The organism is Allorhizocola rhizosphaerae, from assembly GCF_003426775.1.
Lineage (GTDB): Bacteria > Actinomycetota > Actinomycetes > Mycobacteriales > Micromonosporaceae > Allorhizocola > Allorhizocola rhizosphaerae.
In genome coordinates, this window is sequence record NZ_QJUG01000114.1 from 1 (window position 1) to 26,772 (window position 26,772).

Consider the following 26,772-nt stretch of genomic DNA (forward strand, 5'->3'; position numbering starts at 1 on the left):
GCTGGACACAGGTCGCTTCTTCGATGCCACAACATCCAGTGTGGCTTCACGCAGCGTCGTGGTGGTGGTCATCACGGCACCTTTCCCGCCGAGTCCTCACTCAGCGTGTCGGTGCCGGAAACACCGTTCGTTACACAGTCTCGTGGAGGTTGGCGTGGTTGAGGTCAAGGTTGCCGACATGGCAGTGGCTGAGGTTGAAGTCGGTGAGGTTGGCCCGCGCGAGGTCGAGGTCCATGGGTTGGCGCTGAGGGGTGCGCCAGAAGGTTTCGGGTTCTTGGTTGAGGTTGCGCAGGTGGGTGTGCGTGGCAAGCAGGCGTTGTGCCGTCTGGCGGACTTGGAACTCCTGCTGCTGCTCGGTGCGCTGCCGGAGGATGTCGGCGCGTTGTGCGGGCGTGGTACGGATACGTGTCCGCTTGGGTGCAGGGCCGGGCTGAGTAATGTGCCGTGGTGGGGTGTAGGGCATGCGCAAATAGGCGCAGATGACATCGACGACTGTCTGGCGCATGTGCGGGTTATTCTGGCCGACCCGCTCCAGGGCGTAGAGGCCCGCTAGGCGCACGGCCGCCTTGTCGCTGCCCAATTGGGCCGCAGCGGCAACGTAAAGCTCGGTAATGCGCTGTTCCTGAGCATCACGTTCGGTGAAGTGCTGGGCCTGCTCGGTGGTGGACTGACGGCGAAAGGCCAGCAGCAAGGTCGCAGCCGCGCCAATCCCTGCCGCAACGGTCAACGCGGTACGGATCGCTTCAAGCTTCAGCGTGGCGGCGTCTTTGCTACTCATGGTGGGCGGCGTACTGCCGGTTTGGGTGGCAGTCCAATCGGTGAGCAGATATAAGGCCAGCCAACCCCCGCCCACCACTGCAGCTGAAACGATCAGGATGGAAGGAAGCCACGGCAACGGCCTGCGACGGCCTACATTCCGGACAGCCCAGACGCGGCGTAGATAGGTAAGCACTGATCCCACCCGCACCATTGTGGGCGTAGTGGGCAACAACGCGCATCGCCTCGACGTCAACCGCGAAAATGGCCGCCCTGAGCAACCTCGCCAGCTTTACTTCCAGCCCAGGGGGAGAGCAGATCAAATAGGAAGCCGACCGCGAAGATGGCTAACGCTGCCACCGCACCTTGTGACGCGGTCGATCAGCGCCGAGAACCCTGGCCACCAACTGCAGACCGCCGCGATATTCCGCAATCACGCCTGCCGTGGCCGAAGCACCGCCACCGGTCAGCACCGGCACAGCCCCGGCTGCCGAGGACAAACACCATCGGCAACAGCAATAAGGTGGTGGCCGCACCCAGCCAGCTCGCTATGGCCTTTGTCGACATGCGATGGCCGCATGTCTCACCGAAGGAACACAAGAGTATCGCTGATGCGCTGGCGACCGTGACGCCCGCATTGGTAGCCACGAAGGCCGGAGCACCTGAAGCTCAAGGGGCAGCACCCCTACGGCTGGGCCTTCTTCAAGGCTCGCCGTGCCAACGGTGAACCGCCCGCACGGTTGGCGGAAGCGGTGAAATGGCTGTGGCCCGTAAGCGGGCGGTATTATCCGGATGCCTGCGATACGGGTGGAGCTACGCCTCTTTCAGGCCCATCCCATGGCAGGGCTTACATGGAGCGGGCCAAAGATCGAGGAAGAGGTCGACATGCGGGTCGTGGCCAACCCGGAACAGATAGAACGACTCTTGGCCGGAGTAGCGGAGGATACGCCCCAACTGGAGGGCTTTTCGTGTTCTGACGCCACAGGAGGCCGCCTCACCCGTGGCGCACAGGCCCTACGACCTTCGGCACTTCTGCCTAAGCCTCTGCCTCGCTGCCGGCGTCGCCCGGACCCGGTTCGCTAAGTGGGCCGGCAACTCGGTCGCGGTTCTCCTGCGGGCGTATGCCAAGTGTATCTTCGGTGATGTTGATCTAGATCTGAAGCGCATGGGCATCGCGCTGGCGGCGCCATCGTTTCCGCACGTAGGCGGCGCGGGAAACTTTGCCGCGCATTTGCCGTGACGGCCGGGCCTCAGTTAGATCCCGTGGGACGGAGTAAGACACCTGTGCGAACGCCCCCGACCTGTTCTCGCAGGTTGGGGGCGCTTTTTGCACCTGGTGGCGGGTGTTGGGTTCGAACCAACGTAGCTCTCGCGACGGTTTTACAGACCGTTCCCATTGACCACTCGGGCAACCCGCCTGGGTTTGTGCGCTCGTAAGAATAGCGGCATCGGTGGGGGAATGTGCAACCGGGTTGGAGCATGGTCACAGCGAGTCTGCTAAAACGGTACGCATGGCTGCTAACCCGTCCTTCGACATCGTCAGCAAGGTAGACCGGCAGGAGGCAGACAATGCGCTCCGCCAGGCCCAGAAGGAGCTGGCGACCCGGTTCGACTTCCGCGGCACCGGCGCAGAGATCGACTGGGCTGGGGAGGAGGCGGTGACCATCCAGGCCGGCACGGAGGATCGGGCCAAGGCGGCGCTTGAGGTGTTCAAGGAGAAGCTGGTCAAGCGCAACATCTCGCTCAAGTCGCTGGACGCGGGCGAGCCGCGCGCCTCGGGCAAGATCTTCAAGATCGAATGCAAGATCGTTCAGGGGATCGACGCCGAGAAGGCGAAGGCGATCTCGAAGAAGATCCGCGAGGAGGGGCCGAAGGGCGTGCAGGCCCAGATCCAGGGCGACCAGCTGCGCGTGACCGGCAAGAAGAAGGATGACCTGCAGGCCGTCATCCAGTTGCTGAAGGGCGCCGACCTGGGCGTGGCCCTGCAGTTCACCAACTATCGATAGGCGCTGGTGGGTCCCGCCGCGCTGATGACCCACATCTTCGCGGCGGGACGCGGTACACGATGCTATGCGACTTGCTACTTGCACAAGCCTTGCAATGTGCCAATCGCGACTAAGCCAAGATAGTTACGAGAACGGGTCGTTGGCGAACCCGCGCAGCCGCTCCGCGATCGCGAACGCCCGATCGTCCGGTCCAGTTTGGACACGGTGATTGGTGATGGCGTTGGCCAGCATCCGCAACTGCTCCGACGGCAGCAGGGTCAGGCCACTCCCGCGCAGCGGGAGCGTCATGCGGCGCCCCGTCTTGGGATCCGTCACCGTCATCACCTCGACCCGCTGCGACCTCACGTCGTGCGTCCCGCCCTCGATGCCCGCCGTTGCCAAATCCTGTTTTCTGGTACGCAATCCGCCTCGCATGTGCAGCACCGAGCCCTCCAGCCAGGCGCCCGTGCGCAGCACGCGCAGCGCCAGGTACACCGCGACAAGCACGACGATCAGCGCGCACAGCGCGCCGGCCCCGGCCAAGCTCATCAGCGTGGCGCTGGATCCCTCGGCGCCCGGCCCCGGCACGAGTTTCCCGTTCTCGTCCACATGCCACTTACCGTCGGGCAGCGACGAGCCGATGACCTCTCGCCCGCCGAACGCCAGCCCATATGCCATGAGTCCGACGGAGACCCCGATGCCCAGCATGACCAGTGCCACCACGATGGTGATGGCCTTCACCGAACCCGAAGGGCCGGTGGAGAGTTTGACTCGCGGAGGGTGCGCCATGGCGGGGAGCCTATCGGCCCCCGCCAACGTGCCTATCTGTACTGAATGGCGCTGGAGCGGGCCATGGCTTCCAGGCGCCGCACGCGCTCCTGCATCGGCGGGTGGGTCGAGAACAGGCTCGCGATCCCGCCGCCCCGCAGCGGATTGTCGATCATCAGATGGGCCGAGCTCGCCAGGCGCCCCTCGGCGGGCAGGGGCAAACGCTGGGTACCCAGATGAATCTTTCTCAGAGCGTTCGCCAATGCCAGCGGATCGTTGCTCAGTTCGGCGCCCGACGCGTCGGCCTGGTATTCGCGGCTGCGGCTGATCGCGAGCTGGATGATGGTCGCGGCCATGGGCCCGAGGATCAGCATGAGCAGCAGGGCGACCGGGTTGATGCCGTCCTCGTCGTCGCCGCCGCCAATCGGGATGAAGAAGGCGAAATACGACAACATCGTGATGATCCCGGCGAGTGCGGCCGCCACGCTGGAGATCAGGATGTCGCGGTTGTACACGTGGGCGAGCTCGTGCCCGATGACGGCGCGCAGCTCGCGGTAGTCCAGGACGCGCGCGATGCCTTCCGTCACGCACACCGCCGCGTTTTGCGGGTTGCGCCCGGTCGCGAACGCGTTGGGCTGCATGACGGGGCTGACGTACAGGCGCGGCATCGGCTGCCCGGCCTGCGTCGACAGCTCCCTGACCATCTGGTAGAGCTGCGGGAACTCCGGCTCGCTCACCGGCCGCGCGCCCATCGAGCGCAGGGCCAGCTTGTCGGAGAAGAAGTAGCTCACGCCGTTCATGATCAGCGAGATGATGCCGGCGATGACCACGCCGCCGCTGCCCCCGAGCAGGTACCCGACGAGCAGGATGAGTCCGGTGAGCAGCCCGAGGAGGGCCGCTGTCTTGAGGCCGTTGTGACTTCGCACGTTAACTCCTTCGATGTGGGCTACCCGGTTCAACGTGGCCGTGCCCGGTCGATCTTCCTCGGAAACGCTGTGAACATGCTGGACCGGTCACTTGCGCTTTTGCGAAAAATCGTCACAATCAGGTGAATGGGGGCAATGCTGTCCCCGCGCGAGCTGAAGACGACGCTGATCCAAGTCGGCTCCGCGGGAGTGCTGGCGACGGCGCTCGGGCTGGCCATGGGCCACGGCTTCCCCCTGTTCGCACCCCTGACCGCGATCACTCTGATCCAGGTGCTGTGCGCGCCGCACCACCGCGGGCTGTGGCTGCTGCTATTCGGCGAGGTCAACGGGGCGCTGGTGACCACGCTGTTCATTCCGCACTTCTCCACCAGCCATGCCGCGCTCAACGCGCTGATCGGGGCCGTCGTCGCGGTGTCCGTGGCTTACACCACCACCCCGCGCGACCCCATTCGCCTGGTCAATGAGGCAATCGAGCCCGTGCTCACCCGCCTCGCGGCCAACGTCCGAGCCATCGCCTCCGCCCTGCGCACCGGCGACCCCTCCGCCGCGGGTGCCGCCGTCTTCGCGCTCAACGAGTCCGACGACGATCTGCAGAGATTGAAGGAGGTGCTGCTCCAGGTCCGCCGTTCGGCCGTGCTGACCCGCCTGTCAGGCCGGGATTTAGCCGGGTACCTGGCGACAGCCAAGGAAATCGACTTCGCCGTCAGGGACATCCGCACCATGGCCCGGCACGCGTGGTGGGGAGTGCTGCGCACCGGCGAGCCCGTGCCCAATGGCCTGCCACAGATGCTCGAAACGCTCGCCGACGGGCTGGCCGTGCTTCGCGACGAGATGCACACCGATGGGCAGTTGCACGGAGCCAGACCCCTGCTCGTGTCGGCAGGGCGCTGGGTCGACGTCATGCGCGCCCAACCGCTGTCCATCTCCGCCGCCACGGTCGCCGCCAGCGCCGACGCGGCCGTGCTCGACCTGCTGATCGCGACCGGCGTGCCGGTCAACGACGCTGACCAGATGCTGCGCCGGCCCTCATACAGCTGAGCAACCCGGCGGCTGAGGCGATCGTCACCACCGCCGCAGCCGCCCCCCGTTGGTATTGCCTCCTGACCCCTGCCACTGAGTCAGGCCAACAGTCTCGTGCGCCCTGGTTGCGTATCGGTTGCGTGATGTCCATCGATACCAAGGGGACAGCGCGGGCGGAACGCGTGACCTAATCTGCTAATGGTGTACTTCCGGGTGTTGGGGCCCTTATCCGTAGAGGGCGGTCAATCCCGGCCGCTGCCGCTGAGACCGGCGATGCAGCGGCGGCTGCTGGCTGCGTTGCTGGCGAATGCCAACGAGTGTGTGGCCTTGGAAGAGCTGATGTCCGCCCTCTGGGGAATGGACTGCCCGCCTGCCGCCCGCAAGACGATCCAGGTCTATGTGCGCCGGCTGCGGATCGCGTTGGGTGAGCAGACGCGCATCGCGCATGAGCCGGCCGGATACCGCATCATCGCCGCGCCGGGCGAATTGGACGCGGCCGAGTTCGCGCAGCTGATGCCGCAAGGGCGCCTGCGGGAGGCGCTCGGCCTGTGGCGAGGGCGTGCCTTCGAGGACGTCAGGGAGTTTCCACCCGTGTCGGACGCTGCCCAGCGCTTGGACGAGGAGCGCCTGCGTGTCGAGGCTGCGCACATCGCAGCCGAGCTGGAAGCCGGCAAGCATCACGAGCTGATCCCACAATTGCGCGCATTGACGGATGCTCATCCCCATCGCGAAGACCTTCGCGGTCACCTGATGCTGGCTCTCTATCGCGCCGGTCGTCAGGCGGAGGCGCTGGAGATCTATCTGAGCACCAGAACGTTGCTCGCGGACGCGCGGGGTCCGAGCCGCGAGCCCTCGCCGATCTCGCCGCCTGTGCATATCTCCCACTGGCGCTACGGGTCGCGGCGGCCAACCTCAATGATCATCCGCACCGGTCCATCGCCGCTCACGTCCAGGCGCTCCTGGGCGGTGGGGACCGGCTCGGCGCCCTCGCCATCGAGGACGACCCGCAGACCGCCGTCCAGGCGACCTTCGACCAGTCCTATCAGGACATCGAGCCTGACATCGGGCGGACCTTTTGCTTCCTCGGCCTCGTCCCGGGACCGGACTTCACCGCCGAGTCGGTCGCCGTGCTGGCCGACCTCACGGTCCAGATTGCGCAACGCCACCTAAGTCGGCTGACAAGTGCTCACCTGCTCAACCAGACCGGTCCCGACCGTTACAGCTTCCATGACCTGCTACGCCATGGCAGATTTGGCCGACGTCCATCTCGCACAGGGTCGATATGACGCGGCTACCGACGCGGCGCAACGTGCCATGGAGCTCGCACGGGATGTCGGAAACGGTCGGGCCGAGATCATGGGCTTGGTATTGACCGGGCGGATCCGCGCGGCCATGGGCAATCTCGCCGAGGCGAGGTCCCACCACGAGGTCGCACTCCAAATCGCGGACGGGCTTATCGGCGCAACCTATCCCAAAATCGTCCCCGTATTGGCGCTCGCCACGGTCCTGCGAGAAATGCGAGAACTGGAGAGAGCGCGGGAAAGTGCGGGCCGTGGATTGGCTTTGGCTCGGCAGGGCGGTCACAGGGTGGCTGAGGGGCGGGCATTGACATTATTGGCCAAATCGAGATTGATCAGGGAAACGCGGCTGCGGCCGGCGAACTGGCCCGTGCCGCGCTCGCCAGTCATCAGAAGACGGGCTACCGACAGGGAGAAATGGAAACAATCGGATTGATCCGACACCTTGAGGCGCGTTCCCATGGCAATCTTGACGTCGACGGCATGGACTAACGGATGGAATTTATGTCCGGACGGAGGTCGTTCACCTGGATTCGCGGTTGAGTTTGTACAGTCTTGGAGCCTGCCCCGTTAGGGACATAACGTCACCGAACAGCTATAATTCCGCGTGTCGTCGGTGTGGCACGCCGGGTAGGCTTTCCTGAGTGCTTGGGACTGTGGCACGATCCGTATAGTCCTATGACCTGAGACCGTTTTAAATGGAGTCGAAGATGCGCACTGGCAGACTTGGCCGCGTGATCGGCTGCGCTGCGGCTATTGCAGCATTCGGCATTGCCTTTAGCGGCGCGGCCCAGGTTGACACTACTGTCGTTGCACCGGTTGCAGACGGGGTTGAACAGCAGACGGACGACTTTACGTGGCACTCGGAGCCACCCGCCCAGCAGACGGCTGCCCTCACGGGAAGCGACTTCAGCTGGCACTAGTTTTGTTCGCTACCGACTACGAGGCGGGCTGGGGCGGTGAGAGCCAAAGCACCTGTGCGCCGGTCCGCTGAGCTCGCCTGGCTTGTGACAGGCCCGCTTGCCGTGATGACCGCGGGCCTGCTGGCGTTAATCGCGAACATCTCGGCGGAGCCATTGGGAAATTGGTGGCTTGGCCTGCTGTTCTGCATCCTGTTCTTCGCCGCCGAGACCACGCGGCTGCAGTTTGAGGTCCGCCGCCAGGGGTTCATGCTGACCCCGCTCGAGATCCCGTTGGTGCTCGCGCTCGCCTATCTGCCGCCGATCACCGTCGTGCTCGCCCGTGTCCTGGTCTCGCTTGTCCTTCAGCTCTACCGGCGGAACCCTGCGGCGAAGATGGGTTTCAACGTCGCGCTGCACGCGTGTGGGGCAGCCTTCGCCGCATTCTTGGTTGCCGCCTTTTCGCCGTTGGATGCGACTTCGCCACAGGCCTGGGTGGTGCTCCTGGCGGCGGTGCTGGGAAATCTCCTGATTTCGCTCTGTGGTGTCATTGGCGTCATTACGCTTGTGCAGGGCAGGACACCCGTTCATGAGCTGGTCGGCACCGTCGTGCCGGGAGTCGTCGTCGCGCTGATCAACATTACCGTCGGGCTCGTGGTGCTGCTTGTGCTGCAGCAAAATCTGTGGTCGCTGCTCTTGCTGGTGGCTCTTCTGACCTGCTTTGTCGTCGCCTACCGGGCCTACGCGCAGGCCGCTCACCAGCACCGCACGCTCGCAGAGATCTACGACCTCACGCGGGCGATCTCCGACGCGCCACACGACGGGACGCTTCCCGATGTCTTGCTCGCCCGCGTGCGTCGACTGTTGCAAGCCGAATATGCGACGCTGTGGCTTCCTGCCCAGGGTCGGCACGTCGAGGTGCTGCTCAGCGCGCGACCGGACGATCACGGCTTGCTTGACGTGGCGGCCGCACCCGAGGCCATGCGCAAACAGGCGCTCGAGTCTGGACAGACGGTCGCGGCCGGGCAACGGCTCGGAGACGAACAGCAGCGGGTTCTGTTGCGCGAAGCGGGCATCAAAGACGCGATCATCGTTCCGCTGCGTGCGGGTTCAGCGGTCATTGGCACCCTCGAAGCGGCCGGCCGCCTCGGCGATCACAGCCACTTCGCGCAGGCGGACGTGCGGCTGCTGGAGGCGGTGGCGGCGCATGCGGCCGTGGCGGTGGAAAACAACCGGTTGGTCGATCGGCTGCGGTTCGACGCCTATCACGACGCGTTGACCGGGCTGCCGAACCGGCGGCGGATGATCCAGGCGCTCGACGACGCGGTGCGGGTGCGCACGCATGGCGAGGTTGTCGCGGTGCTGATGTTCGATGTGGACGGGCTGCGCGATGTCAACGACTCGCTCGGGCACGCGGCAGGCGACCGGCTGGTGGCTGAGGTGGCCACGCGGCTGCGCGCGATCGCCCCGCCCGCCGCGCTGGTGGGGCGCGTCGGTGGGGACGAGTTCGTGGTGATGCTGCGGGCGGCCAGCGCCGATGCCGCGCTCGCGCTGACCACGTCGCTGCGCAGCCAGCTGCAGGACCCGATGACGATCGGCACGCTGACGCTCGATGTGGACGCGGCCGCCGGGATCTCGCTGCACCCCGATCACGGCTCCGACCCGGCGATGCTCCTCCAGCGGGCCGATGTGGCGACGCACTCGGCGAAGTCCTCGGCCAACGGCGTGCAGCTGTTCGATCCCGCGCTGGAGTCGCGCTCGGTGCGCCGGCTCGGTCTCGCGGGCGACCTGCGGCGAGCTCTGGACAACGACGATCTCGAGGTGTACTTCCAGCCCAAGGTGAGCCTGCCCGACCGGCGCCTGGTGGGCGTGGAGTGCCTGGCGCGGTGGGAGCACCCGACGCACGGCGCGGTCGCCCCCGAGGACTTCGTGGCGGTGGCGGAGCACACCGGGCAGCTGGGCCGGCTGACCGAGTTCGTGCTGCGCGAGGGCCTGCGACGGGCCCGGCAGTGGGTGGACGCCGGGCGACCGCTGTCGGTCGCGGTCAACCTGTCGCCGCGCACGCTGCATGACACCGACTTCGCCGACCGGGTGGACGAGCTGCTCCAGGCCTATGGGGTGGCGCCCGACCGGCTCACGCTGGAGATCACCGAGGACGGCGTGGTCGAGGGCATAGATCGTCATCTGCCGACCCTGCATCGTCTATATGATCTTGGTGTTCGGCTCTCCGTGGACGATTTCGGTACCGGATATTCATCTCTGTCTTATCTGAGGCGGTTGCCGGTGCACGAGGTGAAGGTCGATCGGTCGTTCGTGCAGGGCATGGCCACCGATCCGGGCGACTTCGCGATCGTGCGCGCCGTGGTCGACATCTCGCGCCACTTCGGCCTCGCCGTGGTGGCCGAGGGCGTGGAGAGCGAGCTCACGCTCGGCCTGCTCGACGAGATCGGCTGCCACATCGGGCAGGGCTTCCTGTTCTCCCGCCCGCTGCCCTACGAGCGGCTGGAGGCTTGGCTGGGCGTGCAGACCGATGCCGAGCCCACCCCGTTGGGCGAGGTTCGCCGCTTGCGGGCGGTGAGCTAACCCGATTTCCGGTTGCTCAGGGCTACGTGTACTCTTATCGAGGCACTCGCCCCCTTAGCTCAGTCGGCAGAGCGTCTCCATGGTAAGGAGAAGGTCTACGGTTCGATTCCGTAAGGGGGCTCGGACGGGCCTTTCTCGGCCCACCACACGGCGGCGGTGTAGCTCAGATGGCAGAGCAAGCGGCTCATAATCGCTGTGTCGCCGGTTCAAGTCCGGCCACCGCTACAGCTACACAACCTGGCAGCAAACCAGCACCACAAAGTTCGACGAGCAAGTGAGAGGGCACTCCTGTGGCCAAGGCAACCGACGTCCGTCCGAAGATCACCATGGCGTGCACGGACTGCAAGGAGCGCAACTACATCACCAAGAAGAACCGCCGCAACGACCCGGATCGCATTGAGCTGAAGAAGTTCTGCCCGCGTTGCGGCAAGCACACGGCGCACCGCGAGACGCGCTGACCGACGCACTCTTCCAAGGGGTGGTCCACTGTGGGCCACCCCTTTTGGCGTAGGTTTCTCAGCATGCCGTTAGACCAGTCGTTCGTCGGGCGCAGCTATCCGCCGACCGCGCCCTACCAGGTGGGGCGGGAGAAGGTCCGCGAGTTCGCGACCGCCATCGGGGCCACCGATCCGCTGCACTTCGATCCGGAGGCCGCCAAGGCGGCGGGCTATCCGGACGTCGTGGCGCCGCCCACCTTCCCGATCGTGCTCACCATGGCCGCGCTCAAGGTGATCGTCCTGGATCCGGATCTGGGCGTCGACTACAGCCGCGTCGTGCACGGCGATCAGCGCTTCTCCTACAACCGCCCGGTCGTGGCGGGCGACGAGCTGGTCGTGGTCAACCACATCGAGGAGATCATGACGCGCGCCGGAAACGACTTTCTGACCACCCGGCAGGAGGTCCGCACGACCGCCGATGAGCTGGTGGCCACCGTCTGGCACAAGACCGTGGTGCGGGGGGAGAGCGCATGAGATTCGAGCAGAGCCAGGTCCTGCCCGAGCAGATCTTTCAGGTCACCCGGGCCGATCTCGTCCGCTATGCGGGCGCGTCGGGCGACTTCAATCCGATTCACTGGAGCGAGCGGTTCGCCACGTCCGTCGGGCTGCCGGGTGTGATCGCGCACGGCATGTTCACCATGGCGCTTGCCGGCCAGGCGGTCGCGGTCTGGGCCGGGACGGGCGACGCGATCGTCGACTTTGGAGTGAGATTCACCCGTCCGGTACCGGTTCCCGACACCGACGAGGGCACCGACATCAGCTTCACGGCGGTGGTCAAGGCGGCTGACGCCGACTTCGCCACGCTCGAATTGACCGCCGTATGTCGCGGCGAAAAAGTGCTTGCCCAGGCCAGGGCGAAGGTCAAGCAGTTTTGACCGTTTTTCAGTGGGGTACCGGTTGGCCTGCCCGCCCCTGTGCCCGTACACTGGTCGGCCGTAGGGCTTCCCGAAATTGGGGAAGCTCTCGTGGGGCTTCCCCAGACTTGGGGACGCTCTTAGGGGTGTGGCGCAATTGGCAGCGCAGCGGTCTCCAAAACCGCAGGTTGCAGGTTCGAGTCCTGTCGCCCCTGCGTCTATGTGCACCATGGGCGTTTGATGCAGGGTGCAGCACCCCGAGCATGGAAGTAGGGTCGAAGTGGCCGAGAGCAACCGACGCGGTGACGAAGACGCCGCGGCCGAGCATGTCGAAGACGTGTTCGATGACGCTGTCGATGACGACGCTGCTGCCGACGACGACAAGGCCAAGGGCGGCACGGCCCTCAAGACGAAGACCAAGTCCGACCCGGACAGGGTGGGCTTCTTCGGCCGGTTGGGCCGCTTCTTCCGCGAGGTCATCGCCGAGCTGCGCAAGGTCATCTGGCCGACCCGAAACGAGCTGCTGACCTACACCGCAGTGGTCGTGGTCTTCGTCTCGTTCATCACCGCGATCGTCGTCGGCCTGGACTTCGCCTACGCTAAGGGCGTGCTGTTCGTCTTCGGTAACCCGAAGCCGTAGAGTCGTGGTGCGGGACAAACCGCGCCGTAAAAGTGTGGAAGTGAGTAAGCGTGTCCGAGTACGACGAGACGACCGATCAGACCGACAAGACCGCTGCGGGCAGTGCGTCGGTGGCGGTGGCCGCGGGGCACGCTGAAGAGGCGGAGTTCGACCCGGCGGCCGAGCTGCGCCAGAAGCTGCGCTTCGCGCCCGGCGACTGGTATGTCGTGCATTCCTACGCCGGCTACGAAAACAAGGTCAAGGCCAACCTCGAGACCCGGATCACCTCGCTGGACATGGAGGAATACATCTTCCAGGTCGAGGTCCCGACGCGCGAGGAGATCGAGGTCAAAAACGGCAAGCGCACGCAGGTGCAAAACAAGGTCTTCCCCGGCTACCTGCTGGTGCGGATGGACCTGACGCCCGAGTCCTACTCGTGTGTGCGCAACACGCCTGGGGTCACCGGCTTCGTCGGTTCGACCGACCGGGCCGACCGGCCCGCCCCGCTGAGCCTCGACGAGGTGCTCAAGTGGCTGCTTCCGGCGGTCGAGCAGGCCGGGCCGAAGAAGGCCAAGCCCGAGGTGCGCGTGGTCGACTTCGAGGTGGGCGACTCGGTCACAGTCACCGACGGCGCCTTCGCCTCCCTGCCGGCGACGATCAGCGAGATCAACGTCGATCAGCAGAAGCTCAAGGTGCTGGTGTCGATCTTCGGTCGGGAAACCCCGGTTGAGCTCAACTTCAACCAGGTTTCCAAGATCTAATTCGAGTACGTTACTCTAGAACGTCCGGCCCATGCTGACCGTGCATGGGCCGTTTTCGGTGAACGCAATCAAACCAAGCCCAGGAAGAGACATGCCTCCGAAGAAGAAACTCGTCAAGACCTTCACGCTGCAGCTGAAGGCCGGACAGGCGACGCCGGCCCCGCCGGTGGGTCCCGCGCTCGGCCAGCACGGCGTGAACATCATGGAGTTCTGCAAGGCGTATAACGCCCAGACAGAGTCCCAGCGCGGCGACATCATCCCGGCGCAGATCAGCGTCTACGAGGACCGCACCTTCACCTTCGTGCTCAAGACCCCGCCTGCCGCTCAGCTGCTGATCAAGGCGGCCGGCGTGCCCAAGGGCTCGGGCGTCCCGCACAAGGAGAAGGTCGGTTCGGTCAGCCGCGAGCAGGTGCGCGAGATCGCGCAGAAGAAGATGGCCGACCTCAACGCCAACGACCTGGACATGGCCGAGCGGATCATCGCCGGCACCGCCCGCTCCATGGGCATCACCGTCCAAGACTGAAACCACAGTGGGAGGGCCCTTTTCTCGGGCCCGCCAACGACCACAGGAGATAAGAAACTCATGCAGCACGGCAAGAATTACCGCAAGAGCGTGGAGCTCGTCGATCGTTCGAAGCTCTACACGCCCGCAGAGGCGATCAAGCTCGCCAAGGAGACCACCAAGGTCAAGTTCGACGCCACGGTTGAGGTCGCGATGCGCCTCGGCGTCGACCCCCGCAAGGCGGACCAGATGGTTCGCGGCACGGTCAACCTGCCCCACGGCACGGGCAAGACGGCCCGTGTGATCGTGTTCGCCGCCGGTGACAAGGCGGCGGAGGCAGAGGCGGCGGGCGCAGACGCGGTCGGCACCGACGAGCTGGTGGCTCGCATTCAGGGTGGCTGGCTGGAGTTCGACGCCGCCATCGCCACGCCCGACCAGATGGCCAAGATCGGTCGGATCGCGCGGATCCTGGGCCCGCGCGGTCTGATGCCCAACCCCAAGACGGGCACCGTGACCATGGACATCACCAAGGCGGTCAACGAGATCAAGGGCGGCAAGATCACCTTCCGGGTGGACAAGCACTCCAACCTGCACCTGATCATCGGCAAGGCGTCGTTCGAGGCCGAGAAGCTGGTCGAGAACTACGCGGCGGTGCTCGACGAGGTGCTGCGGGCCAAGCCGTCCGCCGCCAAGGGCAAGTACCTGAAGAAGGTCTTCCTGACCACGACGATGGGTCCGGGCATCCCGGTCGACCCCAACATCATCAAGAACCTGACCGAGGCCACGGCCGAATAGGCGGGTCTGGTGTGACGCAGGGCGCTGTGCAAGCGGCGCCCCGCGTCAGGTAAAGTATCCGAGTTCCACCCAAAGACCGCTGGTCACTGTGTTCGCACACAGGCGAAGGTCCCGCTTGCGCGGGCGGCCCGCGCAGGGATGTGATGGCAAGCCTTTCGGCACTCGTGCCGTGAAGCCCCGTGCGCCCTGCGCCGGGGCGTTTTCGTTTGTTGCGCATCGACCAGCCAGGAGCACGAGAGAGAGGAGGGGACATGGCGGACAAGATCCGTATCGACAAGTCCGGTGCCGTTGCCGAGCTGACCGAGAAGTTCCAGTCGTCCAACGCCACGGTGCTCACCGAGTACCGCGGATTGACCGTGAAGCAGCTCACCGAGCTTCGCCGCTCGCTGGGCGGCGCGACCTACACGGTGGCGAAGAACACGCTCGCCAAGCGCGCCGCGGCCGACGCCGGTCTTGCCGGTCTCGACGATCTGTTCACCGGTCCTACCGCGCTCGCCTTCGTCTCCGGTGACGTGGTTGAGGCGGCCAAGGGCTTGCGCGACTTCGCCAAGGCCAACCCGCAGCTCGTCATCAAGGGCGGCGTCTTCGAGGGCAAGCCGCTTTCGGCGGCCGAGGTCACGAAGCTTGCCGACCTGGAGTCCCGTGAGGTTCTGCTGGCGAAGCTCGCCGGCGGCATGAAGGCCAACCTGAGCAAGGCCGCAGCGCTGTTCCAGGCGCCGTTGGCACAGGCCGTGCGCACGGTCGACGCTCTGCGGGCCAAGCGCGAGAACGAAAACGAATAGGCGGTGTCACCGTCGACGTTTCGGCTTGTCGATCTTGCAACACGCTCTTCCGTTTGCAAGATCGATCCTGCCGAGGCGTCGACATCCCGGGCGGCATTGCCCGCGCGTTGCTTTAGCACGCGCAAGGAAACAGAGAGAGGTTGCCTGATATGGCGAAGCTGAGCACCGACCAGCTGCTCGACGCGTTCAAGGAGATGACGCTGATCGAGCTGTCCGAGTTTGTCAAGACCTTCGAGGAGACGTTCGACGTCAAGGCTGCCGCGCCGGTCGCGGTCGCCGCCGCGCCGGGTGCCGGTGGTGGCGCTGCCGCCGCCGAGGCCGAGCCGGAGAAGGACGAGTTCGACGTGATCCTTGAGGGTGACGGCGGCAAGAAGATCCAGGTCATCAAGGTCGTGCGTGAGCTGACCGGCCTGGGCCTGAAGGAGGCCAAGGACGCCGTTGAGGCGGCGCCGAAGGCCATCCTGGAGAAGGTCAACAAGGAGGCCGCCGAGAAGGCCAAGGCCAAGCTTGAGGCCGAGGGCGCGAAGGTCTCCCTCAAGTAATTGAGCGGGGTCTCCCTTCAAGCAAAGGCTCAAGTGAAAGAAGGCCATAAGTCTTTGTGACTTGAAGCCGACTCGACAACAGGGCGGGTTACCTGCGGGTTACCCGCCCTTTGTCGTGGAAGGGCTTGACTGGACCGGGATGGGCATGCAGGCTTTTACGGGTAAGACCTGTGGTGCGGAAGTCGCCACGGATTGTGGCGCAGAGCGCGGCCGGCACCGGCAACCGGTGTTCCACGGCACGTTCTGCGAAAGCCTGCCGTGGGGACTCGACAGGGATCTGCCTTTCGGCTACACTGCTAGTTTGCGCTGCCCTTCGGCTGGTCCCTGCCCTTAATGTCCTCGCGGATGTAACGGTCAGGGTTTGTCGGGGTGCTCGCAAAACGGCCGTTGCACCACCGGTCCTCGGAAGGACGTATCTTGGCAGCCTCCCGCCCTGCGAAGACCAGTCGCTCGTCGAGCGCGTTCGCTCCTCGCCGGATTTCATTCGGACGGATCACCGAACACCTCGAAGTCCCTAATCTCCTCGCCATCCAGACAGAGTCGTTTGATTGGCTCGTCGGCAACGAGGCCTGGCAGACCCGCTCAGCTAACGAACCTCATGCACTCTCGGGACTGGCCGAGATCCTCGAGGAGATCAGCCCGATCGAGGACTTTTCCGGCACCATGTCCTTGAGCTTCTCCGACCCGCGCTTCGACGAGGTCAAGGCCTCGATCGAGGAGTGCAAGGAGAAGGACCTCACCTACTGCGCGCCGCTGTTCGTGACCGCGGAGTTCACCAACAACTCGACTGGCGAGATCAAGAGCCAGACCGTGTTCATGGGTGACTTCCCGATGATGACGCCGAAGGGCACCTTCATCATCAACGGCACCGAGCGCATCGTGGTGAGCCAGCTTGTCCGCTCCCCGGGTGTCTACTTCACCAAGGAGCCCGACAAGACCTCCGACCGCGACCTCACCAGCGTCAAGGTGATCCCGAGCCGGGGCGCCTGGCTCGAGTTCGACATCGACAAGCGTGACACCGTCGGCGTCCGGATCGACCGCAAGCGCCGTCAGGCCGTCACGGTGATCCTCAAGGCCATCGGCTGGAGCGCCGATCAGATTCGCGAGCGCTTCGGCTGGTCCGAGCTGATGATGGTGACCCTGGAGAAGGATCACGTCGCCGGCCAGGATGAGGCCCTGCTCGACATCTATCGCAAGCTGCGCCCGGGTGAGCCGCCGACGCGTGAGAACGCGCAGACGCTGCTCGACAACCTGTTCTTCAACCCGAAGCGCTACGACCTGGCGAAGGTCGGGCGGTACAAGTTCAACAAGAAGCTCCAGATCGACGTGCCGATCACCACGGGCACGCTCACCGAGGACGACGTCGTCGCCACGGTCGAGTATCTCTGCCGCCTGCACGCGGGCGAGGAGGGCTACGAGGCCGACGACATCGACCACTTCGGCAACCGGCGGCTGCGCACGGTCGGCGAGCTCATCCAAAACCAGGTCCGCGTGGGCCTGTCCCGGATGGAGCGCGTCGTCCGCGAGCGGATGACCACGCAGGACGTCGAGGCGATCACGCCGCAGACCCTGATCAACATCCGGCCGGTGGTGGCCGCGATCAAGGAGTTCTTCGGCACGTCGCAGCTGTCGCAGTTCATGGACCAGACCAACCCGCTCGCGGGTCTGACCCACCGGCGCCGCCTGTCGGCGCTCGGCCCGGGTGGTCTGTCGCGTGACCGCGCCGGCTTCGAAGTGCGCGACGTGCACCCGTCGCACTACGGCCGGATGTGCCCGATCGAGACCCCGGAGGGTCCCAACATCGGGCTGATCGGTGCCCTGTCGACGTTCGCGCGGGTCAACCCGTTCGGCTTCGTCGAGACGCCATACCGGAAAGTGGTCGACGGCAAGGTCACTGACCAGATCGACTATCTGACCGCCGACGAGGAGGACCGCTTCGTCAAGGCCCAGGCCAACGCGAAGCTCCACCCCGACGGCTCGTTCGCCGAAGACCGGGTGCTCGTGCGCCGCAAGGGCGGTGAGGTCGACCAGGTGCCGCCGTCGCAGGTGGATTATATGGACGTCTCGCCGCGCCAGATGGTGTCGGTCGCGACCGCGATGATCCCGTTCCTCGAGCACGATGACGCCAACCGCGCGCTGATGGGCGCCAACATGCAGCGTCAGGCGGTGCCGCTGGTCAAGGCGGAGTCCCCGCTGGTCGGCACGGGCATGGAATACCGTGCGGCCACCGACGCCGGTGATGTCGTCATCGCCGAGGTCGGCGGCGTGGTCGAGGATCTGTGCTCCGACTACATCACGGTGCACCAGGACGACGGCTACCGCCGGACCTACCTGCTGCACAAGTTCCGCCGGTCCAACTCGGGCTCGTGTGTCAACCAGAAGCCGATCGTGGCCGAGGGCGCGCGGGTCGAGGCCGGCCAGGTGATCGCGGACGGTCCGTGCACCGAAAACGGAGAGATGGCGCTCGGCCGCAACCTGCTGGTCGCCTTCATGCCGTGGGAGGGGCACAACTACGAGGACGCGATCATCCTGTCCCAGCGCCTGGTGCAGGAGGACGTCCTCACCTCGATCCACATCGAGGAGCACGAGGTCGACGCCCGCGACACCAAGCTGGGCCCGGAGGAGATCACCCGCGACATCCCCAACGTCAGCGAGGAGATGCTCGCCGATCTCGACGAGCGCGGCATCATCCGCATCGGCGCCGAGGTCGTGCCGGGCGACATCCTGGTCGGCAAGGTCACGCCCAAGGGTGAGACCGAGCTGACCCCGGAGGAGCGGCTGCTCCGCGCGATCTTCGGCGAGAAGGCGCGCGAGGTCCGTGACACGTCGCTGAAGGTGCCACACGGTGAGACCGGCACGGTGATCGGCGTCCGCACGTTCTCCCGTGAGGACGGCGACGAGCTGCCGCCGGGCGTCAACGAGCTGGTCCGGGTTTACGTCGCACAGAAGCGCAAGATCCAGGATGGTGACAAGCTCGCGGGCCGCCACGGCAACAAGGGCGTCATCTCCAAGATCCTGCCGGTGGAGGACATGCCGTTCCTTGAGGACGGCACGCCGGTCGACATCGTGCTCAACCCGCTCGGTGTGCCGGGCCGGATGAACATCGGCCAGGTGCTGGAGACCCACCTCGGGTGGGTCGCCAAGACCGGGTGGAAGGTCGACGGCACCGACTCCGACTGGAAGAAGGCGCTCAAGGCGATCGGCGCGGACGAGGGCAAGCCCAACACCAACGTGGCGACGCCGGTCTTCGACGGCGCCAACGACGACGAGATCGCCGGACTGCTCGCCAGCACGTTGCCCAACCGCGACGGCCAGCAGCTGATCGGCGAGTCGGGCAAGGCGAAGCTGTTCGACGGCCGCTCGGGGGAGCCGCTCCCGGATCCGATCTCGGTCGGGTACCTCTACATCCTGAAGCTCAACCACCTGGTCGACGACAAGATCCACGCGCGTTCGACCGGTCCCTACTCGATGATCACTCAGCAGCCGCTGGGTGGTAAGGCGCAGTTCGGTGGCCAGCGCTTCGGTGAAATGGAGTGTTGGGCGATGCAGGCCTACGGCGCGGCCTACGCGCTGCAGGAGCTGCTGACCATCAAGTCCGACGATGTGCTCGGCCGGGTGAAGGTGTACGAGGCGATCGTCAAGGGCGAGAACATTCCGGAGCCGGGCATCCCGGAGTCGTTCAAGGTGCTGCTCAAGGAGCTGCAGTCGCTGTGTCTCAATGTTGAGGTGCTTTCCAGCGACGGTGTGGCCCTGGAGATGCGCGAGACCGACGACGAGGTGTTCCGCGCGGCGGAGGAGCTCGGTATCGACCTGGCAAGAAGGCCCAACGAGGGCCTGCTCACCGTGGACGAGGTGTAGGGAAGAGTGCTGGACGTTAACTTCTTTGACGAGCTGCGGATCGGCTTGGCAGGCGCCGAGGACATCCGCCGCTGGTCGCATGGTGAGGTCAAGAAGCCGGAGACCATCAACTACCGCACGCTCAAGCCCGAGAAGGACGGACTCTTCTGCGAGAAGATCTTCGGTCCGCAGCGGGACTGGGAGTGCTACTGCGGCAAGTACAAGCGGGTCCGGTTCAAGGGCATCGTCTGTGAGCGCTGCGGCGTCGAGGTGACCAGGTCTAAGGTGCGCCGTGAGCGCATGGGTCACATCGAGCTCGCGGCGGCGGTCACGCACATCTGGTACTTCAAGGGTGTGCCGAGCCGGCTCGGGTACCTGCTGGATCTCGCTCCGAAGGATCTTGAGAAGATCATTTACTTCGCCTCGTACGTGATCACGAGCGTTGACACCGAAGCGCGTCACCGCGACATGACCACGCTCGAGAACGAGATCTTCGCCGAGAAGCGTCAGGCCGAAAACGCGCGTGACGCCGAGGTCGAGAAGCGGGCCGTCAAGCTGGAGCAGGACCTGGCCGAGCTTGAGGCCGAGGGTGCCAAAGCCGACGTGCGGCGCAAGGTCAAGGAGGCCGGCGAGCGCGAGATGCGCCAGATCCGTGACAAGGCGCAGCGCGAGATCGACCGCCTGGACGAGGTGCTCGACACGTTCCGCAAGCTGGATTCCAAGCAGCTGGTCACCGACGAGCTGCTCTACCGCGAGCTGCGTGACCGGTTCGGTGAGTACTTCACCGGCGGCATGGGCGCCGAGGCGATCAAGTCCCTGTTGCAGAACATGGACCTCAACGCCGAGGCCGACTCGCTGCGCGAGACGATCCGCTCGGGCAAGGGGCAGCGCAAGCTGCGCGCGCTCAAGCGGCTCAAGGTCGTTGCCGCGTTCCTGACCACCGGCAACTCGCCGCTGGGCATGGTGCTCGACTGCGTGCCGGTGATCCCGCCGGACCTGCGCCCGATGGTGCAGCTCGACGGTGGCCGGTTCGCGACCAGCGATCTGAACGACCTGTACCGTCGCGTGATCAACCGGAACAACCGGCTCAAGCGGCTGATCGATCTCGGTGCCCCCGAGATCATCGTGAACAACGAGAAGCGGATGCTCCAGGAGGCCGTGGACGCGCTGTTCGACAACGGCCGCCGTGGGCGTCCGGTCACGGGTCCGGGCAACCGGCCGCTGAAGTCCCTGAGCGACATGCTCAAGGGCAAGCAGGGGCGGTTCCGGCAGAACCTGCTCGGCAAGCGCGTGGACTACTCCGGTCGTTCCGTGATCGTCGTGGGCCCGCGGCTCAAGCTGCACCAGTGTGGTCTGCCCAAGCAGATGGCGCTGGAGCTGTTCAAGCCGTTCGTGATGAAGCGCCTGGTCGACCTGAACCACGCGCAGAACATCAAGTCGGCCAAGCGCATGGTCGAGCGGCAGCGGCCCGTGGTGTGGGATGTCCTCGAAGAGGTCATCACCGAGCACCCGGTGCTGCTCAACCGCGCGCCCACGCTGCACCGGCTGGGCATCCAGGCGTTCGAGCCGCAGCTGGTCGAGGGCAAGGCCATCCAGATCCACCCGCTCGTGTGTACCGCGTTCAACGCGGACTTCGACGGTGACCAGATGGCCGTGCACGTGCCGCTGTCCGCCGAGGCGCAGGCCGAGGCGCGGATCCTGATGCTGTCGAGCAACAACATCCTCAAGCCGGCCGACGGCAAGCCGGTGACCATGCCCACCCAGGACATGATCATCGGTCTGTACCACCTGACCCACGAGCGACCGGGCATGATCGGCGAGGGGCGCGTGTTCAGCTCCGACGCCGAGGCGATCATGGCATTCGACGGCGGCGAGCTGCACCTGCAGACGCCGGTGAAGATCCGCCTGACCGAGGTGCCGGAGGTCGACAACGGGCCGGGCAAACCGTGGGAGGCCCCCGAGGGGTGGAAGCCGGGCGACCCGGTGCTGCTCGAAACGACGCTGGGCCGGGTGCTCTTCAACGAGACGCTTCCCGCCGGGTACCGCTATGTGAATTATGAGGTACGCAAGGGGCAGCTCTCGGGGATCGTCAACGACCTCGCCGAGCGTTACCCGAAGGTGGCCCTCGCCGCGACGCTGGACGCGCTCAAGGAGGCCGGTTTCCACTGGGCCACCTGGTCGGGCGTGACCATCGGCATGGAGGACGTCATCTCGCCGCCGCGCAAGTGGACGATCCTGGAGCGCTACGAGAAGGAAGCGGACCGGATCGACAAGCAGTACCAGCGCGGTCTGATGACCTCGGAGGAGCGGCGCAGCGAGCTGATCGAGCTGTGGTCCAAGGCGACCAACGAGGTGGCCAAGGAGCTCGAGACGTCGCTGCCGCAGGAAAACCCGCTGTGGCGCATGATTCACTCGGGCGCCCGAGGCAACCTGCTGCAGCTGCGGCAGATCGCGGCGATCCGTGGTCTCGTGGCCAACCCCAAGGGTGAGATCATCCCGCGTCCGATCAAGTCGTCCTACCGCGAGGGTCTGAGCGTGCTGGAGTACTTCATCTCCACGCACGGCGCCCGCAAGGGTCTGGCCGACACCGCGCTGCGGACCGCCGACTCGGGTTACCTGACCCGGCGTCTGGTGGACGTGTCGCAGGACGTGATCATCCGCGAGGAGGACTGCGGCACCGACCGGGCGATCCCGATGCAGATCGGCACGCGCCTGGAGACCGGCGAGCTGATCGTGCACGAGCACGCCGAGACCGGCGGGCACGCGCGCACGCTGGCCGAGGACGCCGGTGGCGTGCCGAAGGGCACCGACCTCAACTCGATCATCGTTGACCAGCTGGTCAAGGCGGGGGTCGAGCAGGTGCGGGTGCGGTCGGTGCTCACCTGTGAGTCCAAGCTGGGTGTGTGTGCCGCCTGCTACGGCCGCTCGCTGCCCACGGGCAAGCTGGTGGACGTCGGCGAGGCGGTCGGCATCATCGCCGCGCAGTCCATCGGTGAGCCGGGCACACAGCTGACGATGCGGACGTTCCACACCGGTGGTGTCGCGGGTGAGGACATCACCCAGGGTCTGCCGCGTGTCCAGGAGATCTTCGAGGCGCGCGTGCCCAAGGGCAAGGCGCCGATCGCCGAGACCGCGGGCCGGATCCGGATCGAGGCGGGCGACCGTTCGAAGAAGATCGTGATCGTGCCGGACGACGGCAGTGACGAGATCGTGCACGACAAGATCTCCAACCGGGTGCGCCTGCGGGTGCACGACGGCGATCATGTCGAGGTCGGCGAGAAGCTCACCGAGGGCACCATCGACCCGCACGAGCTGCTGCGCGTGCTTGGCCCGCGGGCGGTCCAGGTCCACCTGACCAATGAGGTCCAGGAGGTGTACCGCTCGCAGGGTGTGATGATCCACGACAAGCACATCGAGATCATCATCCGCCAGATGCTCAAGCGGGTGACGATCATCGAGTCGGGTGCGACGGAGTTCCTGCCGGGTCTGCTTGTGGACCGGGCCAACTTCGAAGCCGAAAACCGCCGCATCGTCTCCGAGGGTGGCGAGCCGGCGGCCGGGCGTCCCGTGCTGATGGGCATCACCAAGGCGTCGCTCGCGACGGAGTCGTGGCTGTCGGCCGCGTCCTTCCAGGAGACGACGCGGGTGCTCACCGACGCGGCGATCAACGCGCGCAGCGACTCGCTGATCGGCCTGAAGGAAAACGTCATCATCGGAAAGCTCATCCCGGCGGGCACGGGCATCTCCAAGTACCGCAACATCCGAGTGGAGCCGACCGAGGAGGCGAAGGCCAAGGTGTACTCGATGACCGCCTACGGCGAGACCGACTACGGTTTCGGCCCGGCGAGCGGTGTCGCGGTGCCGCTGGACGACTTCGACTTCGGGTCGTACAGATAATTCCCGCAGCGACCAGGGTCGGCCACGACGGTGGCCGACCCTGGTCGCGCAAAACCACGGCTTCGCCTGAACGGAGTCGAAGACTTCTAGTGCTGACTGTGGGGTGTGGACGATCACCGTCCACACCCCACAGTCGTTGTCGGAGTTATGCGCCGACATCCGGACGATCCGGAGCCCGTGCTCGACACGAAGGCCGTCGCAGCGCTGTGCCTGGGTGCTCTCGGAGCGTTCATGGGGGTCGCGTTGGGCGGGGTGGTCCCGGCGACCGTGGCGCTGATTCTGGCCCGGCAGGCGGACGCTGAGCTGGCCTCGGGCCAGGGCTGGCGCACGGGCGCGGAGTATGTGCTCTGGGGGCGCAGGCTCGCCTGGACCGGTGTGGGACTCGCGATCACGGCGTTGGTGGTGCTGGTGACGGTGCTCCTGCTGGACGGGGTCGACGGCCGGGAACAGGACTTTCCGCCTGGCGTCGATTGACTCGCGCGGGCGTGGGAGGATCACCGGGTGACGCAGAATTCGTCTACGCCGCCACCGGACGAAGAATCGGCGACGCCCAAACAGTGGCCCGCACCGCAGGAGTGGCCCGCGCCGCAGCCGTGGCAGTCGGGCACGGTGCATCGGTCCGAGCCGGCCAGCGCGGTGGACGCGCAGCAGCAGCCCGCGCCCGCGACCGAGCCGACGGCGGGAGAGGCGCAGACACCGCCACCGGCGAGCGATCAGCCGATCGTCGTCGGTGAGCCGGAACAGGCAGGCGAGGGCGACGCGGACCCTGGGACCGCAGCCGGAGGCCGGCCTGGCGGCGAGCCGGAGTCACATGGCGACGGCACTGATGCGGCCGCTGGGGCGTCAGCGGGAGGCTCGGGTGCGGCGACTGTCGCAAGTGGAGGGTGGGCGCGACCGGGTGGTGGGCCTGGGCCTTATGGTGTGCCGCTGCCCCCAGAGCCCCAGCAGCAGCATCAAATGGCACATGTGCCCCATAGCGCGCAGCCTTATCCGGGCCAGCCGCCCGCACACTGGCCACCTCGTTATGCCCCGCCGAGGCCGCAGCCGGTGCCGTATCCCCCGCCGGTGCGCTTTGAACAGGTACCGGAAGAGAAATTCTTTTTGGCAATTCTTCCTGTACCGAAGATGGTCTCCGGCATCGGTGTGGGCGCGCTGGTCGCCGGCATCGGCTCGATCCTGGTCAGCGGTGCGGTGTGGTGTTTCGGCCTGCTCGGCGCGTCCGATGGTTGGGGTGGCCTGGTCAGCGGCGCGTTCGTGGTGCTGGCCATGCTGCTCGGGATCGCCGGGGTGGTGCTCGGCATCCTGTCGCTGCGCCAGATCAGGCGTGCGGCCGGCGGCGTGACCGGCCGCGGCCACGCGATCTCGGGGATCGCGTGTGGCGGCACCGGCCTGCTGCTCGCCGCGATCGGGCTGGCGGTCGCACTGCTGCTGTCCGCCTCCGGCTCGTGATTCCCCTCACCGGTGTGAATCCGATGTGGGCGTCGCGAGCGTAGAGGGTAGACTAACGGAGCAAGAGTTCCGTGTGCTCGGACCCGTTTTGACCGACGGGGTTGAGGTTAGGTACTCTTTCCCTTCGTGCCCAGGCATGCCTGGGCTCGTCGTGCGTGCATGCGGTCGCTCGCGTGCCGTCACGATTGGAAAGGCATCCCGTCTGCTCGGCCAAGTTCGAGCCGCCGGGCCCGTGCGCCGGACGACACGCCCGACCGCGGGGGTCGGAAGGCCACCGAGTGCCGACCGATCGCAGCAGCTCGGGCCGCACACGCGGCTTGGAAAAAAGAGGTTTTCCGCGATACACGTCGCGGATGGACAACAGGGAGCGGAGAAGCCCGGTGCCCACAATCCAGCAGCTGGTCCGCAAGGGCCGCCAGGCGAAGACAGGCAAGACCAAGACGCCTGCGCTGAAGGGTAGCCCCCAGCGGCGCGGGGTGTGCACGCGTGTGTACACGACCACGCCCAAGAAGCCGAACTCGGCCCTGCGGAAGGTTGCTCGTGTGAAGCTGAGCAGCCAGATTGAGGTGACCGCTTACATCCCGGGTGTCGGCCACAACCTGCAGGAGCACTCGATCGTGCTCGTCCGTGGCGGCCGGGTGAAGGATCTCCCCGGCGTCCGCTACAAGATCATTCGTGGTTCGCTGGACACCCAGGGCGTCCGCAACCGCAAGCAGGCTCGCAGCCGTTATGGCGCGAAGAAGGAGAAGAGCTGACATGCCGCGCAAGGGCCCAGCTCCGCGCCGTCCCCTGGCCGCGGACCCGGTTTACAACTCGACGCTGGTCACCCAGCTGATCAGCAAGATTCTGCTGAACGGCAAGCGCCAGCTCGCCGAGCGCATCGTCTACGGCGCTCTTGAGGGCTGCCGCGAGAAGACCGGCACCGACCCGGTCGTGACGCTCAAGCGCGCGATGGACAACGTCAAGCCGACCCTCGAGGTCCGCAGCCGCCGCGTCGGTGGCGCGACCTACCAGGTGCCGGTCGAGGTCCGCCAGTCGCGGGCGACCACGCTCGGGCTGCGCTGGCTCGTGACCTACTCCAAGGCCCGCCGCGAGAAGACCATGATCGAGCGCCTCATGAACGAGCTGCTCGACGCCAGCAACGGCCTCGGCGCCTCGGTGAAGCGGCGCGAGGACACCCACAAGATGGCCGAGTCCAACAAGGCCTTCGCTCACTACCGCTGGTAGTGGGAACCAACTTTTGAAGGGATCGTAAAGTGGCCGCCGTAGACGCCGCGCTCGCCAAGACTCGCAACATTGGCATCATGGCGCACATCGACGCCGGTAAGACGACCACGACCGAGCGGATCCTGTTCTACACCGGTATCACGTACAAGATCGGTGAGGTCCACGAGGGCGCGGCCGTCATGGACTGGATGGAGCAGGAGCAGGAGCGGGGGATCACGATCACCTCCGCCGCGACGAAGTGTGAGTGGAAGGGCCACACGATCCAGATCATCGACACTCCCGGGCACGTCGACTTCACCGTCGAGGTCGAGCGCTCGCTGCGGGTGCTCGATGGCGCCGTCGCCGTCTACGACGGTGTCGCCGGGGTCGAGCCCCAGACCGAAAACGTGTGGCGGCAGGCGGACAAGTACCGCGTGCCCCGGATGTGCTTCGTCAACAAGCTCGACCGCACGGGTGCCGACTTCTTCCGCTGTGTCGACATGATGGTGACCCGCCTCAACGCGACCCCGCTCGTGCTGCAGATCCCGATCGGGCTCGAGGCCGACCACATCGGCGTCGTCGACCTGCTGGGCATGCGCGCGCTCACGTGGCGCGGCGAGACCCAGAAGGGTGAGGACTACGCCATCGAGGAGATCCCGGCCGACCTCAAGGACCGGGCGGAGGAGTGGCGGGTCAAGCTGCTCGAGACGCTGGCCGAGGCCGACGACGAGATCATGGAGAAGTACCTCGAGGGCCACGAGTTCACGGTCGACGAGCTCAAGCCCGCGATCCGTCG

At 65.9% G+C, this 26,772-nt stretch carries 24 protein-coding genes, 4 tRNA genes and 1 pseudogene; 24 read left to right on the top strand and 5 right to left on the bottom strand.

The window, feature by feature from the left end; genetic code table 11:
- Positions 1-130 precede the first annotated feature (130 nt).
- Both DM816_RS23645 and DM816_RS23655 read right to left on the bottom strand, forming a co-directional pair.
- Positions 131-778: a hypothetical protein gene (locus DM816_RS23645; protein ID WP_162907759.1), complete on the bottom strand. Its 648-nt coding sequence runs from the start codon at positions 776-778 to the stop codon at positions 131-133.
- A 1,312-nt stretch (positions 779-2,090) separates the two neighbouring features.
- Positions 2,091-2,174 (bottom strand) — tRNA-Tyr (locus tag DM816_RS23655).
- A 93-nt stretch (positions 2,175-2,267) separates the two neighbouring features.
- Here DM816_RS23655 and DM816_RS23660 point away from each other — a divergent pair.
- Positions 2,268-2,762: a YajQ family cyclic di-GMP-binding protein gene (locus tag DM816_RS23660; protein ID WP_117212596.1), complete on the top strand. Its 495-nt coding sequence runs from the start codon at positions 2,268-2,270 to the stop codon at positions 2,760-2,762.
- A gap of 123 nt (positions 2,763-2,885) precedes the next feature.
- Here the strand turns inward: DM816_RS23660 and DM816_RS23665 are convergent, their stop codons facing one another.
- Positions 2,886-3,530, bottom strand: coding sequence for a hypothetical protein (locus tag DM816_RS23665; protein ID WP_162907760.1), 645 nt, complete (start codon positions 3,528-3,530; stop codon positions 2,886-2,888).
- Positions 3,531-3,562: 32 nt separating this feature from the next.
- The gene (htpX, locus tag DM816_RS23670) at positions 3,563-4,435 is read right to left on the bottom strand and encodes a zinc metalloprotease HtpX (protein ID WP_117212598.1); all 873 of its coding nucleotides are present in this window, start codon (positions 4,433-4,435) and stop codon (positions 3,563-3,565) included.
- Between the two features lie 126 nt (positions 4,436-4,561).
- On the opposite strand from htpX, the gene DM816_RS23675 reads away from it, so the two are divergent.
- Both DM816_RS23675 and DM816_RS45900 read left to right on the top strand, forming a co-directional pair.
- On the top strand, positions 4,562-5,473 hold the full coding sequence (locus DM816_RS23675; protein WP_162907761.1) for an aromatic acid exporter family protein: 912 nt from the start codon (positions 4,562-4,564) through the stop codon (positions 5,471-5,473).
- A gap of 255 nt (positions 5,474-5,728) precedes the next feature.
- A pseudogene (locus DM816_RS45900) lies at positions 5,729-6,232 on the top strand (AfsR/SARP family transcriptional regulator); the annotation flags it as partial.
- Positions 6,233-6,345: 113 nt separating this feature from the next.
- Here the strand turns inward: DM816_RS45900 and DM816_RS44650 are convergent.
- Positions 6,346-6,615 (bottom strand): hypothetical protein, encoded by a 270-nt coding sequence (locus DM816_RS44650; protein ID WP_246002165.1) that lies wholly within the window; start codon positions 6,613-6,615, stop codon positions 6,346-6,348.
- An 82-nt stretch (positions 6,616-6,697) separates the two neighbouring features.
- Between DM816_RS44650 and DM816_RS23685 the strand changes: the two genes are divergently transcribed.
- The 21 genes from DM816_RS23685 to DM816_RS23790 all read left to right on the top strand — a co-directional run.
- Complete coding sequence (locus DM816_RS23685) at positions 6,698-7,189, top strand: tetratricopeptide repeat protein (RefSeq protein ID WP_162907763.1); 492 nt, start codon at positions 6,698-6,700, stop codon at positions 7,187-7,189.
- 592 nt (positions 7,190-7,781) lie between these two features.
- Positions 7,782-10,235: a putative bifunctional diguanylate cyclase/phosphodiesterase gene (locus tag DM816_RS23695; RefSeq protein ID WP_117212618.1), complete on the top strand. Its 2,454-nt coding sequence runs from the start codon at positions 7,782-7,784 to the stop codon at positions 10,233-10,235.
- Between the two features lie 48 nt (positions 10,236-10,283).
- A tRNA-Thr gene (locus tag DM816_RS23700) sits at positions 10,284-10,356 on the top strand.
- 31 nt (positions 10,357-10,387) lie between these two features.
- A tRNA-Met gene (locus tag DM816_RS23705) sits at positions 10,388-10,460 on the top strand.
- Positions 10,461-10,525: 65 nt separating this feature from the next.
- Positions 10,526-10,693, top strand: coding sequence for a 50S ribosomal protein L33 (gene rpmG / locus DM816_RS23710; RefSeq protein WP_117212603.1), 168 nt, complete (start codon positions 10,526-10,528; stop codon positions 10,691-10,693).
- Positions 10,694-10,756: 63 nt separating this feature from the next.
- Positions 10,757-11,206: a MaoC family dehydratase N-terminal domain-containing protein gene (locus DM816_RS23715; protein WP_117212604.1), complete on the top strand. Its 450-nt coding sequence runs from the start codon at positions 10,757-10,759 to the stop codon at positions 11,204-11,206.
- Entirely contained in the window at positions 11,203-11,607 is a 405-nt protein-coding gene (locus DM816_RS23720) for a MaoC/PaaZ C-terminal domain-containing protein (RefSeq protein WP_117212605.1), read from the top strand. The genes DM816_RS23715 and DM816_RS23720 overlap by 4 nt, the downstream gene beginning before the upstream one ends.
- Before the next feature lie 121 nt (positions 11,608-11,728).
- A tRNA-Trp gene (locus tag DM816_RS23725) sits at positions 11,729-11,801 on the top strand.
- Positions 11,802-11,866: 65 nt separating this feature from the next.
- Complete coding sequence (secE, locus tag DM816_RS23730; RefSeq protein WP_117212606.1) at positions 11,867-12,226, top strand: preprotein translocase subunit SecE; 360 nt, start codon at positions 11,867-11,869, stop codon at positions 12,224-12,226.
- 50 nt (positions 12,227-12,276) lie between these two features.
- Positions 12,277-12,966, top strand: a complete 690-nt coding sequence (nusG, locus tag DM816_RS23735; protein ID WP_117212607.1) for a transcription termination/antitermination protein NusG — start codon at positions 12,277-12,279, stop codon at positions 12,964-12,966.
- Between the two features lie 91 nt (positions 12,967-13,057).
- Positions 13,058-13,489 (top strand): 50S ribosomal protein L11, encoded by a 432-nt coding sequence (gene rplK, locus DM816_RS23740; RefSeq protein ID WP_117212608.1) that lies wholly within the window; start codon positions 13,058-13,060, stop codon positions 13,487-13,489.
- Between the two features lie 60 nt (positions 13,490-13,549).
- Positions 13,550-14,263, top strand: a complete 714-nt coding sequence (gene rplA, locus DM816_RS23745) for a 50S ribosomal protein L1 (protein ID WP_117212609.1) — start codon at positions 13,550-13,552, stop codon at positions 14,261-14,263.
- A gap of 251 nt (positions 14,264-14,514) precedes the next feature.
- Positions 14,515-15,045, top strand: a complete 531-nt coding sequence (gene rplJ / locus DM816_RS23750) for a 50S ribosomal protein L10 (protein ID WP_117212610.1) — start codon at positions 14,515-14,517, stop codon at positions 15,043-15,045.
- Positions 15,046-15,194: 149 nt separating this feature from the next.
- On the top strand, positions 15,195-15,587 hold the full coding sequence (gene rplL, locus DM816_RS23755; RefSeq protein ID WP_117212611.1) for a 50S ribosomal protein L7/L12: 393 nt from the start codon (positions 15,195-15,197) through the stop codon (positions 15,585-15,587).
- Between the two features lie 417 nt (positions 15,588-16,004).
- A complete protein-coding gene (gene rpoB, locus DM816_RS23760) occupies positions 16,005-19,445 on the top strand; it encodes a DNA-directed RNA polymerase subunit beta (RefSeq protein WP_117212612.1) in 3,441 nt (1,146 codons plus the stop codon).
- A 6-nt stretch (positions 19,446-19,451) separates the two neighbouring features.
- Complete coding sequence (locus tag DM816_RS23765; protein WP_117212613.1) at positions 19,452-23,321, top strand: DNA-directed RNA polymerase subunit beta'; 3,870 nt, start codon at positions 19,452-19,454, stop codon at positions 23,319-23,321.
- A 147-nt stretch (positions 23,322-23,468) separates the two neighbouring features.
- The gene (locus DM816_RS23770; protein WP_117212614.1) at positions 23,469-23,795 is read left to right on the top strand and encodes a hypothetical protein; all 327 of its coding nucleotides are present in this window, start codon (positions 23,469-23,471) and stop codon (positions 23,793-23,795) included.
- A 27-nt stretch (positions 23,796-23,822) separates the two neighbouring features.
- On the top strand, positions 23,823-24,770 hold the full coding sequence (locus tag DM816_RS44655; protein WP_246002167.1) for a hypothetical protein: 948 nt from the start codon (positions 23,823-23,825) through the stop codon (positions 24,768-24,770).
- 380 nt (positions 24,771-25,150) lie between these two features.
- Positions 25,151-25,525 carry a 30S ribosomal protein S12 gene (rpsL, locus tag DM816_RS23780; protein WP_117212619.1) on the top strand — a complete coding sequence of 125 codons (375 nt, stop codon included), beginning with the start codon at positions 25,151-25,153 and terminating at the stop codon, positions 25,523-25,525.
- 1 nt (position 25,526) lies between these two features.
- Positions 25,527-25,997 carry a 30S ribosomal protein S7 gene (gene rpsG / locus DM816_RS23785; protein WP_117212616.1) on the top strand — a complete coding sequence of 157 codons (471 nt, stop codon included), beginning with the start codon at positions 25,527-25,529 and terminating at the stop codon, positions 25,995-25,997.
- A gap of 29 nt (positions 25,998-26,026) precedes the next feature.
- Positions 26,027-26,772: GTP-binding protein (locus DM816_RS23790; RefSeq protein ID WP_117212617.1), on the top strand; the 746-nt coding region annotated here is incomplete at its 3' end.

Excerpts from the sequence above, each read along its gene's own strand:
- DM816_RS23645 (WP_162907759.1), bottom strand. The coding sequence starts at position 778 with ATGAGTAGCAAAGACGCCGCCACGCTGAAGCTTGAAGCGATCCGTACC.
- DM816_RS23660 (WP_117212596.1), top strand. The coding sequence starts at position 2,268 with ATGGCTGCTAACCCGTCCTTCGACATCGTCAGCAAGGTAGACCGGCAG.
- DM816_RS23665 (WP_162907760.1), bottom strand. The coding sequence starts at position 3,530 with ATGGCGCACCCTCCGCGAGTCAAACTCTCCACCGGCCCTTCGGGTTCG.
- DM816_RS23675 (WP_162907761.1), top strand. The coding sequence starts at position 4,562 with ATGGGGGCAATGCTGTCCCCGCGCGAGCTGAAGACGACGCTGATCCAA.
- DM816_RS23685 (WP_162907763.1), top strand. The coding sequence starts at position 6,698 with ATGGCAGATTTGGCCGACGTCCATCTCGCACAGGGTCGATATGACGCG.
- DM816_RS23695 (WP_117212618.1), top strand. The coding sequence starts at position 7,782 with ATGACCGCGGGCCTGCTGGCGTTAATCGCGAACATCTCGGCGGAGCCA.
- DM816_RS23715 (WP_117212604.1), top strand. The coding sequence starts at position 10,757 with ATGCCGTTAGACCAGTCGTTCGTCGGGCGCAGCTATCCGCCGACCGCG.
- DM816_RS23720 (WP_117212605.1), top strand. The coding sequence starts at position 11,203 with ATGAGATTCGAGCAGAGCCAGGTCCTGCCCGAGCAGATCTTTCAGGTC.
- rplK (WP_117212608.1), top strand. The coding sequence starts at position 13,058 with ATGCCTCCGAAGAAGAAACTCGTCAAGACCTTCACGCTGCAGCTGAAG.
- rplA (WP_117212609.1), top strand. The coding sequence starts at position 13,550 with ATGCAGCACGGCAAGAATTACCGCAAGAGCGTGGAGCTCGTCGATCGT.
- rplJ (WP_117212610.1), top strand. The coding sequence starts at position 14,515 with ATGGCGGACAAGATCCGTATCGACAAGTCCGGTGCCGTTGCCGAGCTG.
- rplL (WP_117212611.1), top strand. The coding sequence starts at position 15,195 with ATGGCGAAGCTGAGCACCGACCAGCTGCTCGACGCGTTCAAGGAGATG.
- DM816_RS23770 (WP_117212614.1), top strand. The coding sequence starts at position 23,469 with ATGCGCCGACATCCGGACGATCCGGAGCCCGTGCTCGACACGAAGGCC.
- rpsG (WP_117212616.1), top strand. The coding sequence starts at position 25,527 with ATGCCGCGCAAGGGCCCAGCTCCGCGCCGTCCCCTGGCCGCGGACCCG.